Annotated in this window: 13 protein-coding genes; 5 read left to right on the plus strand and 8 right to left on the minus strand. The window is 71.9% G+C overall.

Annotated elements, in window-relative coordinates; genetic code table 11:
- Positions 1–85: 85 nt before the first annotated feature.
- On the minus strand, positions 86–442 hold the full coding sequence (locus OG485_RS14015; protein ID WP_261706957.1) for an iron-sulfur cluster assembly accessory protein: 357 nt from the start codon (positions 440–442) through the stop codon (positions 86–88).
- A gap of 336 nt (positions 443–778) precedes the next feature.
- Between OG485_RS14015 and nadA the strand changes: the two genes are divergently transcribed.
- Positions 779–1,963, plus strand: coding sequence for a quinolinate synthase NadA (gene nadA / locus OG485_RS14020; RefSeq protein ID WP_326788236.1), 1,185 nt, complete (start codon positions 779–781; stop codon positions 1,961–1,963).
- A 161-nt stretch (positions 1,964–2,124) separates the two neighbouring features.
- Here the strand turns inward: nadA and OG485_RS14025 are convergent, their stop codons facing one another.
- The 5 genes from OG485_RS14025 to OG485_RS14045 all read right to left on the minus strand — a co-directional run bounded on the left by OG485_RS14025 (position 2,125) and on the right by OG485_RS14045 (position 8,915).
- Complete coding sequence (locus OG485_RS14025) at positions 2,125–5,289, minus strand: efflux RND transporter permease subunit (protein WP_328668654.1); 3,165 nt, start codon at positions 5,287–5,289, stop codon at positions 2,125–2,127.
- A 156-nt stretch (positions 5,290–5,445) separates the two neighbouring features.
- Positions 5,446–6,123 (minus strand): response regulator transcription factor, encoded by a 678-nt coding sequence (locus OG485_RS14030; protein ID WP_328668655.1) that lies wholly within the window; start codon positions 6,121–6,123, stop codon positions 5,446–5,448.
- Positions 6,120–7,412, minus strand: a complete 1,293-nt coding sequence (locus OG485_RS14035) for a sensor histidine kinase (RefSeq protein ID WP_328668656.1) — start codon at positions 7,410–7,412, stop codon at positions 6,120–6,122. Before OG485_RS14035 ends, OG485_RS14030 begins: the two co-directional genes overlap by 4 nt.
- A 397-nt stretch (positions 7,413–7,809) precedes the next feature.
- The gene (gene pspAA / locus OG485_RS14040; protein WP_328668657.1) at positions 7,810–8,088 is read right to left on the minus strand and encodes a PspA-associated protein PspAA; all 279 of its coding nucleotides are present in this window, start codon (positions 8,086–8,088) and stop codon (positions 7,810–7,812) included.
- A 29-nt stretch (positions 8,089–8,117) separates the two neighbouring features.
- Entirely contained in the window at positions 8,118–8,915 is a 798-nt protein-coding gene (locus tag OG485_RS14045) for a PspA/IM30 family protein (RefSeq protein ID WP_326790984.1), read from the minus strand.
- 246 nt (positions 8,916–9,161) lie between these two features.
- On the opposite strand from OG485_RS14045, the gene OG485_RS14050 reads away from it, so the two are divergent.
- Positions 9,162–9,788, plus strand: a complete 627-nt coding sequence (locus tag OG485_RS14050) for a DUF3043 domain-containing protein (RefSeq protein WP_328668658.1) — start codon at positions 9,162–9,164, stop codon at positions 9,786–9,788.
- An 83-nt stretch (positions 9,789–9,871) separates the two neighbouring features.
- A complete protein-coding gene (locus tag OG485_RS14055) occupies positions 9,872–10,573 on the plus strand; it encodes a class I SAM-dependent methyltransferase (RefSeq protein WP_328668659.1) in 702 nt (233 codons plus the stop codon).
- Between the two features lie 121 nt (positions 10,574–10,694).
- On the opposite strand, the gene OG485_RS14060 is transcribed toward OG485_RS14055, so the two are convergent.
- Positions 10,695–10,907, minus strand: coding sequence for a hypothetical protein (locus OG485_RS14060; RefSeq protein ID WP_326788229.1), 213 nt, complete (start codon positions 10,905–10,907; stop codon positions 10,695–10,697).
- A gap of 113 nt (positions 10,908–11,020) precedes the next feature.
- Between OG485_RS14060 and OG485_RS14065 the strand changes: the two genes are divergently transcribed.
- Positions 11,021–12,220: a bifunctional adenosylcobinamide kinase/adenosylcobinamide-phosphate guanylyltransferase gene (locus tag OG485_RS14065; RefSeq protein ID WP_328668660.1), complete on the plus strand. Its 1,200-nt coding sequence runs from the start codon at positions 11,021–11,023 to the stop codon at positions 12,218–12,220.
- A gap of 17 nt (positions 12,221–12,237) precedes the next feature.
- Here the strand turns inward: OG485_RS14065 and OG485_RS14070 are convergent, their stop codons facing one another.
- Positions 12,238–13,305: a class I SAM-dependent methyltransferase gene (locus OG485_RS14070; RefSeq protein WP_328668661.1), complete on the minus strand. Its 1,068-nt coding sequence runs from the start codon at positions 13,303–13,305 to the stop codon at positions 12,238–12,240.
- 122 nt (positions 13,306–13,427) lie between these two features.
- On the opposite strand from OG485_RS14070, the gene cobT reads away from it, so the two are divergent.
- Positions 13,428–14,618: a nicotinate-nucleotide--dimethylbenzimidazole phosphoribosyltransferase gene (gene cobT, locus OG485_RS14075; RefSeq protein ID WP_328668662.1), complete on the plus strand. Its 1,191-nt coding sequence runs from the start codon at positions 13,428–13,430 to the stop codon at positions 14,616–14,618.
- The last annotated feature ends 398 nt before the right edge of the window (positions 14,619–15,016 follow it).

Genomic DNA, 15,016 nt, shown 5'->3' on the forward strand with positions numbered 1-15,016 from the left:
CCGAACCGGTCCCGGACACGCGAAGGCGGCGTCCCCGTCACAGGGGGCGCCGCCTTTCGTCCGTACCGGCTTTTGTGCCGGCCGACTAGCTGAAGGAGTCGCCGCAGGCGCAGGAGCCCGTCGCGTTCGGGTTGTCGATCGTGAAGCCCTGCTTCTCGATGGTGTCCACGAAGTCGATCGAGGCGCCGCCCAGGTACGGGGCGCTCATGCGGTCGGTGACGACCTTCACACCGTCGAAGTCCTTGAGGACATCGCCGTCGAGCGAGCGCTCGTCGAAGAAGAGCTGGTACCGCAGGCCGGAGCAGCCGCCGGGCTGAACGGCGACGCGCAGCGCCAGGTCCTCGCGGCCTTCCTGGTCGAGCAGGGCCTTGACCTTGGCAGCGGCGGCGTCGGACAGGATGATGCCGTCGCTCACGGTGGTGGTCTCGTCCGATACGGACATCTGCTTCTCTCCCGGGTTGTACGGAGACTGCTTGCCGACGGTTGCAACCGGCGGGGCCGCGGATTCATTCCGGGCCGAGCTCATGTCTTGTGCCTTCTCTCTTCATGCTCGCACATGCTCCCGCGCACGAACACATGCCTGTGGACAACCCCACGGACACCCGGCTGCCACCTGCCGGAGAGGCGACCGGGATTCACGTCACATGGACGCTATGGCCATCGTCAACGTGACGTGAAGCGGTTATGATAGATAGCGTCAAATAGACGAAAAGGCATCGTACCGCCGGACCGCTCCCCTTCGAGCCCGGCGACCCGCAGAACAGAAAGGGTGCGTGTCGTGACCACCGCCCAGCCCCAGGAGCTCGACGTCCAGCCGACGCCCCTCGCCCTGCTGCTGCTCGGCCGCCAGGCCGACCCGAAGAGCGAGCGGGGCGTGGAGTGCCCCGGCGACCTGCCCTCGCCGTCCGACCCGGACCTGGTCGAGCGGGCACGGGCGGCCAAGGAGAAGCTCGGCGACAAGGTCTTCGTGCTCGGCCACCACTACCAGCGCGACGAGGTCATCCAGTTCGCCGACGTCACGGGCGACTCCTTCAAGCTGGCCCGCGACGCGGCGGCCCGCCCGGAGGCCGAGTACATCGTCTTCTGCGGTGTGCACTTCATGGCGGAGTCCGCCGACATCCTGACGGGCGACGCCCAGAAGGTCGTCCTGCCGGACCTCGCCGCGGGCTGCTCGATGGCCGACATGGCCACCGCCGAGCAGGTCGCCGAGTGCTGGGACGTGCTGACCGAGGCCGGCATAGCCGAGCAGGTCGTGCCCGTCTCGTACATGAACTCGTCCGCGGACATCAAGGCGTTCACCGGCAAGCACGGCGGCACGATCTGCACGTCGTCGAACGCCCAGCGCGCCCTGGAGTGGGCCTTCGAGCAGGGGTCGCAGGTGCTGTTCCTGCCCGACCAGCACCTCGGCCGCAACACCGCCGTCCGCGACATGGGCATGTCGCTGGACGACTGCGTGCTCTACAACCCGCACAAGCCGAACGGCGGGCTGACCGCGGAGGAGCTGCGCGGCGCGAAGATGATCCTGTGGCGCGGCCACTGCTCGGTGCACGGCCGCTTCAGCGTGGACTCGGTGAACGACGTGCGCGAGCGCATCCCGGGCGTCAACGTCCTCGTGCACCCCGAGTGCAAGAACGAGGTCGTCGCGGCGGCGGACTACGTCGGCTCCACCGAGTACATCATCAAGGCCCTGGAGGCCGCCCCGGCCGGCTCCAAGTGGGCGATCGGCACGGAGCTGAACCTCGTACGGCGTCTCGCGAACCGGTTCGCGCCCGAGGGCAAGGAGATCGTCTTCCTCGACAAGACGGTCTGCTTCTGCTCGACGATGAACCGCATCGACCTGCCCCACCTGGTGTGGACCCTGGAGTCCCTCGCCGAGGGCAACCTCGTCAACCGCATCGAGGTCGACAAGGAAACCGAGGCGTTCGCGAAGCTGGCGCTGGAGCGGATGCTGGCACTGCCGTAGACGTGCCGCGTGGCGCCCATGGCGCAGTCGCACACAAGGGGCGCCCCTCATGCCCGAGGGGCGCCCCCTGCCGTCGGACCGCCTGCGACGACGGCCGGAAAACGGCGGGCCCCCGCCCCGGCGCGTGAACGCCGGGGCGGGGGCCGCCTCCTGGAACCCGGTCAGACTCCGGCCGGCTCCGGGGACTTGTCCTCGTCGCCTACGGAGCTCTCGCCGGACGCGGCCGGCTCGGACTCCTTCTTCGGCGACTCCTTCTTCGGCGACTCCCGCTTCGCCGCCTTCTTCTTCGCCCGGCGCTCCTTGCGCAGTTCGATCATCGCGTAGAGCGTCGGCACGAGCAGCAGCGTCAGCAGCGTCGAGCTGATGAGTCCGCCGATCACGACCACCGCGAGCGGCTGCGCGATGAAGCCGCCCTCACCGGTCACGCCCAGCGCCATCGGCAGCAGCGCGAAGATCGTCGCCAGCGCCGTCATCAGGATCGGGCGGAGCCGGTGCCGGCCGCCCTCGATCACGGCCTCGACCACGCCGTAGCCCTGCGCCCGGTACTGGTTGACGAGGTCGATCAGCACGATCGCGTTCGTCACCACGATGCCGATGAGCATCAGCATGCCGATCATCGCGGGGACACCCATCGGGGTGCCCGTGACGATGAGCAGGCCGATCGCGCCGGTCGCCGCGAACGGGATCGACACGAGCAGGATCAGCGGCTGGACCAGCGAGCGGAACGTCGCCACCAGCAGCATGAAGACGATCGCGATCGCCGCGAGCATCGCCAGGCCGAGGTTCTTGAACGCGTCGCTCTGGTCCGAGGAGACACCGCCGATCGACGCCGTGGCGCCGGCGGGCAGCTTCAGCTTCGCGAGCTTCGCCGTGAGGTCGTTGCTGACCGCGCCGGTGTTGTCACCGGTCGGCCTGGCGGTGATCGTGGCGGCCCGCTGTCCGTCGATCCGGGTCATCGAGACCGGCCCGTCGACCAGCTTCACGTCCGCGATGTCACCGAGCTTCACCGCGCCGAGCCGCAGCCCGCGCAGCTCCTGGATCGTGGTGACCGGCTCGGCGGACCTGATGACGACGTCCCGCTCGGTGTCGTCCAGGATCGCCTTGCCGCTGGTGGTTCCGCGTACCGCCTGGCCGACCGCCGCGCCGAGCGTGGCGTCGTTGAAACCGGCCGCCGCCGCCTTGGAGTTGGCCTTGACCGAGATCCGCGGCACGCTCTGGGACAGGTCGCTCGTGACGTCGGTGACGTCGTCGAGCTTCGCGACCTCGTCGCGGACCTGGCCGGCCGCCTTGCGCAGCACATCCCCGTCCGCGGCCTTCACGACGACCTTGAGGTCCTGGCTGCCGAACCCGTCGCCGGCCGCGACCGTGATGGTGCCGGCGCCGGAGAGCTTGCCGAGCTCCCTCTCCACGCGGTCCTGGACGTCCTTCGAGGACGCGGAGTCCTCCAGCATGACCTGGTACGACGCCTGGTTGGTGTCCGTACCGCCGCCGAAGGCCGCCATGAAGCCGGAGGAGCCGATGGTGACCTGGTAGTCCTTGACGCCCTTGACGCCGTCGAGGAGCTTCTCGACCTTCTTCGCCTGCGCGTCGGTCGTGGCCAGGCTGGTGCCCGGCTTCAACTGCTGCTTGACGCTGAGGACTTCCTGCTCACCCTGGTCGAAGAAGTTCGTCTTCAGCAGGGGCGCCATACCGAAGGTGCCGACGAGGATCGCGGCCGCGATCAGCACGCTGGTCAGCCTGCGGCGGGTGGCGAAGCGCAGGACCGGGACGTAGAAGCGCTGGAGACGGCTGCGCTCCTCCTTCTCCTCGGCCTGGCGGCGGGCCTCCTCGGCGTCCGCCGGGGTGCCCTTGGGCGCGCGCAGGAACCAGTACGAGAGCACGGGGACGACCGTCAGCGAGACGAGCAGGGACGCGAGGAGCGCCGCCGTGACCGTGAGGCTGAAGGAGCCGAACAGTTCGCCGACCATGCCGCCGGTCAGCCCGATCGGCAGGAAGACGGCGACCGTGGTGAGCGTCGAGGAGGTGACCGCTCCGGCCACCTCGCGGACCGCGGTGAGGATCGCCTCCTGGCGCTCCTCGCCGTATCCGAGGTGCCGCTTGATGTTCTCCAGGACGACGATCGAGTCGTCGACGACCCGGCCGATCGCGATGGTGAGCGCGCCGAGCGTCAGCATGTTGAGCGACAGGTCACGCGTCCACAGCACGACCAGGGCCAGCACCACGGACAGCGGGATGGACACCGCGGTGACCAGCGTCGAGCGGACCGACGCCAGGAAGAGCAGGATGACCAGGACCGCGAACAGCAGGCCGAGGGCGCCCTCGGTGGTCAGCCCGTGGATGGACTTGGAGACCGCCGGGCCCTGGTCGCTGACGACGGTGATCGCCGATCCGGCGCCCAGGTCGGCGCGCAGGCCGGGGAGCTTGTCCTTGACCGCGTCGGAGATGGCGACGGCGCTGCCGTCGTGGTCCATGGTGACCATCACGGCGAGGCTCGGGCTGCCGTCGGTGCGCGTGATGGAGTCGGCCTTGGCCGGCTCCTGCTTCACGGTGGCGACGCTGCCCAGGCGCACCGGCTTCTTGCCGGGCTGACCCGTGACCATCAGGTCCTGGATCTGCCCCAGCGAGGTGAAGCCGCCGCCGACCCGCACGGTGTGGTTGCTGCCGTCCTCGTCGAAGGAGCCGGCTGGGACGGTCGCTCCGCCGGCCTGGAGGGCCTGGCCGAGGGCGGCCGTGGTGAGGCCGGCCTTCGCCAGCTTCTTGTCGTCGGGCGTGACGGTGACCTGGAGGTCACGCACACCGGTGACCGCGACCCGGCCGACGCCGTCGATGCCGTCGAGGGCGGGGACGACCGTGCGGTCGAGCTGGTCGGCCAGGGCCTGCTGGTCCTTGCCGGAGGTGACGGCGAGGACGACGGTCGGCATGTCGTCCGTCGAACCGGCGATGACCTGCGGGTCGACGTCGTCCGGGAGCTGGGCGCGAGCCCGGTTGACGGCCTGCTGGACGTCGGCGACGAGCTGCTTGGTGTCGTTGCCGTAGTCGAAGGACGCCATGATCACGGCGTTGCCCTCGCTCGCGGTGGAGGTGACACCGGTGATGCCGTCGACGGCTTCGAGGTTGTCCTCGATGGGCTCGACGACCTGCTTCTCGACCACATCCGGAGACGCACCCTGGTACGGCGCGAGCACGGACACCATGGGCAGTTCGATGGTGGGCAGCAACTGCTGCTTGAGCTGGGGGATCGCTATCGCCCCGAAAGCGAGCGCGATGATCGACATCAGCCCGATGAGGGCCCGCTGCGCGAGGCTGAATCTGGACAGCCAGGACATGGGTGGTGGGTCTCTCTTCTGTGGTTCGAGCGGAAGGCGGTGAACTGGGGAACGCCCCACGTCACACCTTGGGCCATGAACGGGCGACGATCCGTAGCCCCTGGGTCCATTTCCTTACCCGGAACCTACTCCAGGCGCAGTACGCGCAGGTAACGCTCAGTCCACCCTCGGGCGTACCAGCCCCGACTCGTACGCGATGACCACCAGCTGGGCCCGGTCGCGTGCGCCGAGTTTGGCCATGGCCCTGTTGACGTGGGTCTTCACCGTGAGCGGACTCACTTCGAGGCGCTCGGCGATCTCGTCGTTGGAGTGGCCCGCGGCGACCTGGACGAGCACCTCGCGCTCGCGTCCGGTGAGCGCGGAGAGCCGCTCGGAGCGGGCGGCCCCCGGCCCCTCGTCGTCGCCCCGCGCGAGGAACCGGGCGATGAGGCCCTTGGTGGCCGCCGGGGACAGCAGCGCCTCCCCGCCCGCGGCGATCCGGATGGCGTTGAGGAGTTCCTCCGGCTCGGCGCCCTTGCCGAGGAAGCCCGAGGCGCCGGCGCGCAGCGACTGCACCACGTACTCGTCGACCTCGAACGTCGTCAGCATCACGACCCGTACGTGCGCGAGGCCCGGGTCGGCGGTGATCATCCGGGTGGCGGCGAGTCCGTCGGTGCCCGGCATCCTGATGTCCATCAGCACCACGTCGGCCCGCTCGTCCCGGGTCACCGCGACGGCCTCGGCGCCGTCGGACGCCTCCCCCACGACCTCCATGTCGGGTTCCGAGTCGACCAGCACGCGAAAGGCGCTGCGCAGCAATGCCTGGTCGTCGGCGAGCACGACACGGATCGTCATACGGGGTCCCCCAGGGCAGACGCGTGGTTCTTGACCGGAAGGATCGCATGGACGCGGAAACCGCCTCCGTAGCGGGGACCGGCCGTGCAGCTCCCGCCGATCGCGGTGACGCGTTCGCGCATGCCGAGCAGCCCGTGACCGCCGCCCTCCTGCGGTCCGGTGTCCGGTCCGGAGCCGTGCTCGTCTCCCCGGCCGTACTCCTGTTCCGGGCCGGTGTCCTGTCCGGGGACCGTGTCCCGGCCCGGGCCGTTGTCGAGGACGGTCACCTCCACCACCGGCCCGACGCGGACCACGCTGACCTCGGCCTTCGCTCCCCGGCCCGCGTGCTTGCGCACATTGGTCAGGGCCTCCTGGATCACCCGGTACGCGGCGAGGTCGGCGGCCGCGGGCAGCACCGTGCCGGAGTCGGAACGGGCCACCTCGACGGGGAGCCCCGCGTTGCGGAAGGTGTCCGCGAGCTCGTCGAGCCGGGCCAGCCCGGGGGCGGGCTCGGTCGGGGCCTCGGGGTCGCCCGACTGACGCAGCAGGCCCACGGTGGCGCGCAGTTCGTTCAGCGCGGACCGGCTGGCCTCCCGTACGTGGGCGAGGGCCTCCTTGGCCTGGTCGGGGCGTTTGTCCATGACGTGGGCGGCGACTCCGGCCTGCACGTTGACGAGGGCGATGTGGTGGGCGACGACGTCGTGCAGATCGCGGGCGATCCGCAGCCGCTCCTCGGCGACACGGCGGCGCGCCTCCTCCTCCCGGGTGCGCTCGGCCCGCAGCGCGCGTTCCTTGATCGCGTGCACGAAGGCGCGCCGGCTGCGGACGGCGTCACCGGCCGCCGCGGCCATGCCGGTCCACGCGAAGACGCCGAGGTTCTCCTGGGCGTACCAGGGCAGCGGTCCGGAGAGCATGGCGACCGCCGTGAGGACGGTCATGGTGAGCAGGCCGACGCGCCAGGTCGTGGGGCGGTCGGTGGCCGAGGCCACGGTGAAGAGGGCCACGACGGCGGACATGGTGACCGGGGCGCGGGGGTCGGCGGTCACCAGCTCCACCAGAGAGACACCGACGGTCGCCGCGAGGACCTTCATCGGGGCGCGGCGGCGGAAGACCAGGGCCGCTGCGGCGAGGACCATCAGGGCGAGGCTGAGGATGTCGGGAGTGCGGGCGCTCCAGGTCGTTCCGTCGGCGCCGTGCGCGTCGACGAAGGAGCCGGCCACCATGCTGATGAGGACGCCGGCGGCGAGGGCGGCGTCCAGGGCGAGGCAGTGGTCCCGCAGCCAGTCCCTCATACGCTCCAGAGTGCTCATCCGGTCCACGGTACGGGGCCCTGCCGGGCTGGGGACCGGCCGGTACGCCACCACTCCGCGCCCGGTCCGTCTCCCGGCCGCGGCGCGGGGCGGCACGTGCGTCCCGGCAACGCGCTCGGGTGCCGTGCCAGGGGCCGGGGGCCAGGGGCGGTGCCGGACGTCCCGGCGCCGCACCCGGTCCGTCTCCCGGCCGCGGCGCGGGGCGGCACGTGCGTCCCGGCAACGCGCTCGGGTGCCGTGCCAGGGTCCGGGGGCCAGGGGCGGTGCCGGACGTACCGGTGCCGCGTCCGGGGAGCGTGACGCGGTCCGTGCCGCGTGCTCCCCCGCACCTGTGCGTCCCCGTGTCCCGGGCCGGCGGGCTGTGCCCTCGGGCCCGGAAGCCGGAGCGGAAAGCGGGTCAGCCGGGGATCAGGCCGTCGTCGCTCAGCATCTCGCGGACCTCTTCGAGCGTGGCGTCCGGAGACGGGAGGATGAGCTCCGACGGCTCCAGCGAGTCGTCGGGGAGCGGGGTCCCCGCACCGCGCACCGCGTCCAGGAGGGCCGCCAGAGTGCGGCGGAAGCCGGACTCGTCACCCCTCTCCATCTCGGTGAGCAGTTCGTTGTCCAGCTTGTTCAGGGCGGTGAGCCTGGCGTCGTCCAGCCTCACCTGCCCCTCCCCCATGATCCGTACGATCATGTCGCCTCCTCAGGCATGGGCCCGCCAGGTCACTGCTTGTCGAAGCGCGGAGTGTCCTGCGGCTGCGACGACGGCTGGGACTGGCCCGTGCCGCCCTCGATCGCCTGCTTCTGCGACGAGGAACCGCCGGCCAGCTCGGCCTTCATGCGCTGGAGCTCCAGTTCCACGTCCGAACCACCCGAGATCCGGTCCAGCTCGCTCTGGATGTCGTCCTTCGCCAGCCCGGACTGGTCGTCGAGGGCGCCGGAGGCGAGCAGCTCGTCGATCGCGCCGGCCCGCGCCTGGAGCTGCGCGGTCTTGTCCTCGGCACGCTGGATGGCAAGCCCCACGTCGCCCATCTCCTCGGAGATGCCGGAGAAGGCCTCACCGATCCGGGTCTGCGCCTGGGCCGCCGTGTACGTCGCCTTGATCGTCTCCTTCTTCGTACGGAAGGCGTCGACCTTGGCCTGCAGACGCTGCGCGGCGAGGGTGAGCTTCTCCTCCTCGCCCTGGAGGGTCTGGTGCTGCGTCTCCAGGTCGGTGACCTGCTGCTGGAGCGCCGCACGGCGCGACAGCGCCTCACGGGCGAGGTCCTCGCGGCCGAGCGCGAGGGCCTTGCGGCCCTGGTCCTCCAGCTTGGAGGACTGGTTCTGGAGCTGGTTCAGCTGCAGTTCGAGACGCTTGCGGCTGGTCGCCACGTCGGCGACACCGCGCCGGACCTTCTGGAGCAGCTCCAGCTGCTTCTGATAGGAGTAATCGAGGGTTTCGCGCGGGTCCTCGGCCCGGTCAAGGGCCTTGTTCGCCTTCGCGCGGAAGATCATCCCCATACGCTTCATGACACCGCTCATGGGCTTCGCGCGCCCCCTTCTGACGGACTCCAGCTCCAGGTACTACAACAGGACCCACAGTACGGGCCCTGCATCCATTACCGCACTGTTCGGGGACGGATGCGCTCATCCCCAAGGACGACTGCGCCCGCCACCGCTCCGGCGTAAGGAGTAGGTGGTACCCGGGGGTGCACCCCGGAACGACGTCCCCTCTGTCCACCACAGACGCACGGTGTTGCCGGATCGTTCCCCACTCGATCGACGTCCATGCTCGCGGACCCCGTACCCTTGGGTTTTGTGTTCCGTAGCCGTGCGAAGGAAGAGAAGGCCCCCGCCGACAAGGCGCCGGTGACCGACTCCAAAGTGACCCGTGACCCTCAGGCCCCCAAGGGCCGCCCCACGCCGAAGCGCAGTGAGGCCCAGACCCAGCGCCGCAGCGTCGCCCAGACGCCGACGACGCGCAAGGAGGCGGCCAAGCGCCAGCGTGACGACCGGCGTACGGCGATGGAGCGGCAGCGCCAGGCCCTGGCCAGTGGCGACGAGCGCTACCTGCCCGTGCGCGACAAGGGCAAGGTGCGCAGGTTCGCGCGTGACTACGTGGACTCGCGGCTCTGCATCGCCGAGCTCTTCCTGCCGCTGGCCGTGATCATCCTCATGCTGAGCGTGGTGCCGGTCGCCGTGCTCAAGAACGTGGCGCTGCTGCTCTGGCTGGTCGTCATCGTGATGATCGTGGTCGACTCGTTCGTCATCGCGATCCGCCTGAGGAAGCAGCTCAACGCGCGCTTCCCGGAGGAGAACACCAAGGGCGCGGTCCGCTACGCGCTGATGCGCACTCTCCAGATGCGTCGACTCCGGCTGCCGAAGCCGCAGGTCAAGCGCGGAGAGCGGCCCTGAGCACTACGTCGTTCTCCGGGGGCGCGGCGGATGCCTGGCTGAGCAGGCTGGGCGGGCTGCGGGATGTCGTACGGCAGGAACTGGTGGCCCGGCAGCTCGATGAGCAGATAACCGGGCGTTATCCGGTGGGGCAGCGCCTGCGGGTGCTCGACGTCGGGGCGGGCCAGGGCACACAGGCCCTGCGGCTCGCGCGGGCCGGCCACCAGGTGACCGGGCTCGAACGGGACGCCACGATGATGTCGGTGGCCCGTGAGGCGCTGGCCGCCGAGCCCGAGGGCATCCGGAGCCGGGTGCGCCTCGTCGAGGGCGACGGGCACGAGACGGGTGTGCACTTCCTGCCGGGCAGTTTCGACGTGGTGCTGTGCCACGGAGTCCTGATGTACGCCGAGGAGCCGGACGCCCTGCTGGCCGGGCTGGCGCGGATGCTGGCCCCGGGCGGGCTGCTCTCGCTGCTGGTGCGCAACGCGGACGCGCTGGCCATGCGGCCCGGGATCGGCGGGGACTGGGCGACGGCGCTGGCCTCGTTCGACACGACCGCGTACACGAACCGGCTCGGTCTCGACGTCCGCGCCGACCGGCTCGCCACGCTGACCGGCACGCTCGCCGGGATCGGGGCTCCTCTGCACGCCTGGTACGGGGTGCGCGTCTTCACGGACACGGCGGCCGACGGCGCGCCGGTGCCGCCGGACGCGGAGACGATGCTGGCCGCCGAGGAGCGGGCCGGCCGGACGGACCCCTACCGCCAGGTGGCGGCCCTTCTTCATCTGTGCGGCGTGCGGGGCTGACCGGCCCCGGGCCGCTGATCGACCCCGGCCACCGGCCGGCCCCGGGCCGCTGATGTCGCTCGCACGGGTGCCGTGGTGGGAGGCGGGTTGCCGGGGTGTGTCCCCGGCAACCCCTACCGGCCTACTCCGTTTCGGCGTGCAGGCTCATCGGGCCGTAGATCTGCGTGCTGTCCTCGAAGAGGAACACCTGGTCCGCGCCGCCCGCCACAAGGTCCTTCCACACCTCACCGATCCAGGACTCGGCGTCACCCTGGGTGGTGAACTCCTCGGGCTGCACCGCGGGTTGGACCTCTGTCCCGTCGGACTTCTCGAACCGCCACGTCCATGCCGCCATGTACGCCTCCAAGGTGTGAGCACACTGCACAGCGGAAGCCGGACAAGATCCGTCTTCCGTCCGAAGCCTAGCCGGACGCGCAAGACGTGCGGGGACACGGAAAGATCGGCGGCGTGGAACTGACTCTGCTCGGCACCGGTGCCCCAGCGGGCCTGCCCCGCCCCGACTGTCCCTGCGCTGCCTGCGCGAGCGCGCTCGGCGAGGAGGCGCGGGCGGCCACCGCGCTGCTCGTGGACGGCACGCTGCTGCTCGACCTCACCCCCGGCGCCGCGTTCGCGGCGGCCCGCGCCGGGCACTCGCTGGGCGGTGTACGGCAGGTACTGCTCTCCCACCCGCACGACGGGCCCGCGATGGAGGTGCCGGCCGGGCTGCCGCAGCCCGGCCGGGTGCCCGACGGACGGGAGTTGGCGCTGATGACGGGACACCGGGTGCGGGCGGTGGCGATGGACGCGCCCGGTACGGGATACGCGGTGACCGGCCCGGCCGGACAGCGGCTGCTGTACCTGCCGCCGGGGGCGGCGCCGGCCGGCCTGGACGACAACGGCGAGGCGTATCACATGGTGCTCCTGGACGTGGTGGGACGTCCTGACGCCCTGGCGAAGCTGCGCGCGGCCGGCGCGGTCGACCCGACGACGGACGTGATCGCGGTGCACCTCGGCCACGACGTGCCCCCGGGGGCCGAGCTGCGCAGGAGGCTCGCCGCGGCGGGCGCGCGGGCCGTGCCCGACGGGGCCACGCTCGACGTGGGCGTGTACGAGGACGTGCCCGATGTGCCGCGCAGGACGCTGGTGCTCGGCGGGGCGCGTTCGGGCAAGTCGGTGGAGGCGGAGCGGCGGATGGAGACCTTCGCCGACGTCCTGTACGTCGCCACGGGTGGCACCCGCGGCGGGGACGCCGAGTGGGCGCAGCGGGTCGGCGCCCACCGTGAGCGGCGGCCCGGCTCCTGGCAGACCGTCGAGACGTGCGACCTGGTCCCCCTCCTCGACGAGGACGGCCCGCCGCTGCTCGTCGACTGTCTCTCGCTGTGGCTGACGGACGCGATGGACTCGGTCGACGCGTGGGACGACGCCGAGTGGTCCGGGGGCGGTGAACGCGCCCTGCGCGCCCGCGTGGAGGAACTCGTCGCCGCGGTCCGCCGCACCCGCCGCACGCTCGTGGCCGTCTCGAACGAGGTCGGCTCGGGCATCGTGCCGGCCACGGCCTCCGGTCGCCGCTACCGCGACGAACTCGGGCGGCTGAACGCGGCCTTCGCCGGGGAGTGCGAGCACGTGCTGCTGGTGGTGGCGGGGCAGGCCCTGACGCTGCGGGGCTGACCGCGGGCGGCGGCGGTTCAGGCCTCCTTGCGGGCGACGACGCGGTACGCGTTCGAGAAGCGGGTGCGGCGCAGCAGGGGGGCCGACAGCCGGTCCAGCGCGGCGGCGGAGGCGAGGAGCGGGAGGGACGCCCGGCTCAGGGCCCGGCGCGCGGTGCGCTGGAAGGGGGTCGGCGGGGCCGGGCACCAGGGGGCGTCGGGGCCGGGGAGGGCACGTCCGAGCGCCAGGGCGAGAGCCGCCGAGAGGTCGTGGGGGATGTGCGGTTCGCGCCGGTCCGTGGCGACGACGACGCAGCCCAGGGACTCGAGTTCGCCGAGCAGGTTGGGCAGCGGCATGAGGTGCAGATGGCGCGGCTGGCCGTACGCCGGCCACCACTTGCCGAGCAGCGCGCCGAACGCGCAGTCGGGGTCGGGTACTTCGACCAGGAGGTGTCCGCCGGGTCTCAACACCGCGAGCGCGGCGCGCAGTTCCTGGCGCGGTTCGGGCGTGTGCTCCAGGTGGTGGAACATGCTCACGACGTCGTAGCGGGCGCGCAGCCGCTCCGCGATCCGCGGGTCGGTGAGCCGTCCGACGTGCGCCTCCTCCACCCGTCCCGCGGCCCGCGCCTTCTCGACGCGCCGCGTCGGGTCGAGGCCGTCGAAGGACGTGTACGGGTGGACCTCCTTGGCCGCCGCCGGGAAGTGTCCGTGCCCGGTGCCGATGTCGAGCCAGCTCTCCGGTTCCGCGAAGGGCAGCAGGGCGCGGGCTGCCGCGAGGTGGTGTCCGGCGCCGCCGCGGGCACGGAGCAGCCGTTCGGCGAGGCCGTCGTGGGTGTCCTCGCGGGGGTCCCGCCGGTAGAAGGCCAGCCCCTCGGGGGTGAGCCGGGGGTTCTGGAAGGCGTGGGCGCAGTCCCCGCACACGTCGACGGCGAACGTTCCCGGCTTGCGCTGCCGCAGATCCGGTGTGCGCAGCCGGGTGCGCAGGCGCTTCGAACCGCACCACGGGCAGTCGGCGCGGCGCGGTTCGTGGAACCGGGCGGTGCCCTGGGCGAGTTCGGCCGCGTAGGCGGCACGGCGTTCGGCGATCGGCTGGGGGGTGGGGGGCATGGACGCTCCTGTCGGGGACGAGCCGTACGACAATCCGATACAAACGGTACGTATGCGATGGGGATCCGGAGCGCAACGACGTGGCGCGGACACGTTCGATCAGTGCCGGTACTGTTCGGCGAATGAGCTCGCTTAATCTCGACGACTTCACCGATCTGATCGAGCGTCCCGACGGAGGCGTCCGCCGGGACGCCGAGGCGCACCGGGAGCGCCGGAACGTGCCGCCCGGCGCGCTGGGCCGCCTCGACGACCTGGGTGAATGGCTGGCGGCGGCGCAGTCCGCGGTGCCGGTACGGCCGATCGAGCACCCGCGCGCCCTGCTGTTCGCGGGCGACCACGGGGTCGCGGCCCTCGGCGTGTCGGCGCGCCCCGCGGGCGGGGCGGGCCGGCTGGTGCGGGCGGTCCTGGAGGGCGCGAGCCCCGCGTCGGTGCTGGCCCGCAGGCTCGGCGTGCCGGTGCGGGTGATCGACATGTCGCTGGAGGCCGACCCCGAGGGGCTGCCCGGCGAGGTCGTACGGCACCGGATCCGGCGCGGTTCGGGGCGGATCGACGTCGAGGACGCGATGACCCTGGAGGAGGCGGAGGCCGCGTTCCGGGCCGGGGTCGCCATCGCGGACGAGGAGGCGGACTCCGGTACGGATCTGGTGGTGCTCGGTGACATCAGCGTGGGCGGGACCACGGCTGCGGCCGTCCTGATCGCGGCGCTGTGCGGGACCGACGCGTCCGTCGTGACCGGGCGGGGCGGACAGGCCATCGACGACCTCGCGTGGATGCGCAAGTGCGCCGCGGTACGCGACGCGCTGCGGCGGGCGCGGCCCGTGCTCGGGGACCAGCTCCAGCTCCTGGCGACGGTGGGCGGGCCCGACCTGGCGGCGATGACCGGGTTCCTGCTGCAGAGCGCGGCACGGAAGATGCCGGTGATCCTCGACGGTGTGGTGTCGGCCGCGTGCGCGCTGGTCGGCCAGCGGGTCGCCTTCCGTGCGCCGGACTGGTGGCTCGCCGGGCAGCGCAGCGGGGAGCCGGCCCAGGCGAAGGCGCTGGACCGGATGGCTCTCGAACCGCTGCTCGACCACGGGGTGTCGGTGGGCGAGGGGGCGGGTGCGCTGCTCGCCCTGCCGCTGGTCCAGGCTGCGGCGAGCCTCGCGGCGGAGCTTCCGGAAGCCTCTGTTCCGGCGACGGAGGAAACCCCGGAGGAGCCCTCCAAGCCCGAGTCCGACTCCGCGTCCGACCCCGGCTCCGCGTCTGGCTCCGAGCCCGACCCCGCGTCCGACCCCGGCTCCGAGCCCGGTGCGAGCGCCGGCTCCGACGCGTAGCTCCGGCCCAGGTCCCGAGCCGGAGCCCGAGCCCGGCTCCGACATGCAGCCCTGGCCAGGTTCCGGCCGGAGTCGGGCCCGGCCGGGTTCCGGATCCGGTCGGCCGGTCATCACCGCACCCTTCTTTCGCCCCCTCCGCCCCTGCCCTTCCCGTACCTGGGGCTCCGCCCCAGACCCCGCTCCTCAAACGCCGGAGGGGCTGAAATCTCCCCGCACCCGAAAGACGGGTCGGAGCGGCTGGATTCCCTCCGGACCCGAAAAGCGGGCGGAAGGAGCTGGATTCTCCCCGTGCCCGGAAGGCGGGTCGGAGCGGCTGGATTCCTCCTGTGCCCGAGAAGTGGGTCGGAGGGGACGGGTTTGCTGCGGCCGGAGCTGGGCCTTGCCCGGCCGGGGCTGAA

The organism is Streptomyces sp. NBC_00328 (genome assembly GCF_036139655.1).
GTDB lineage: Bacteria > Actinomycetota > Actinomycetes > Streptomycetales > Streptomycetaceae > Streptomyces.

What these genes read in the sequence shown, in the direction of transcription:
- OG485_RS14015 (WP_261706957.1), bottom strand. Translation starts at nt 442, where the DNA reads ATGTCCGTATCGGACGAGACCACCACCGTGAGCGACGGCATCATCCTG.
- OG485_RS14025 (WP_328668654.1), bottom strand. Translation starts at nt 5,289, where the DNA reads ATGTCCTGGCTGTCCAGATTCAGCCTCGCGCAGCGGGCCCTCATCGGG.
- OG485_RS14030 (WP_328668655.1), bottom strand. Translation starts at nt 6,123, where the DNA reads ATGACGATCCGTGTCGTGCTCGCCGACGACCAGGCATTGCTGCGCAGC.
- OG485_RS14035 (WP_328668656.1), bottom strand. Translation starts at nt 7,412, where the DNA reads ATGAGCACTCTGGAGCGTATGAGGGACTGGCTGCGGGACCACTGCCTC.
- pspAA (WP_328668657.1), bottom strand. Translation starts at nt 8,088, where the DNA reads ATGATCGTACGGATCATGGGGGAGGGGCAGGTGAGGCTGGACGACGCC.
- OG485_RS14045 (WP_326790984.1), bottom strand. Translation starts at nt 8,915, where the DNA reads ATGAGCGGTGTCATGAAGCGTATGGGGATGATCTTCCGCGCGAAGGCG.
- OG485_RS14050 (WP_328668658.1), top strand. Translation starts at nt 9,162, where the DNA reads ATGCTCGCGGACCCCGTACCCTTGGGTTTTGTGTTCCGTAGCCGTGCG.
- OG485_RS14060 (WP_326788229.1), bottom strand. Translation starts at nt 10,907, where the DNA reads ATGGCGGCATGGACGTGGCGGTTCGAGAAGTCCGACGGGACAGAGGTC.
- OG485_RS14070 (WP_328668661.1), bottom strand. Translation starts at nt 13,305, where the DNA reads ATGCCCCCCACCCCCCAGCCGATCGCCGAACGCCGTGCCGCCTACGCG.
- cobT (WP_328668662.1), top strand. Translation starts at nt 13,428, where the DNA reads ATGAGCTCGCTTAATCTCGACGACTTCACCGATCTGATCGAGCGTCCC.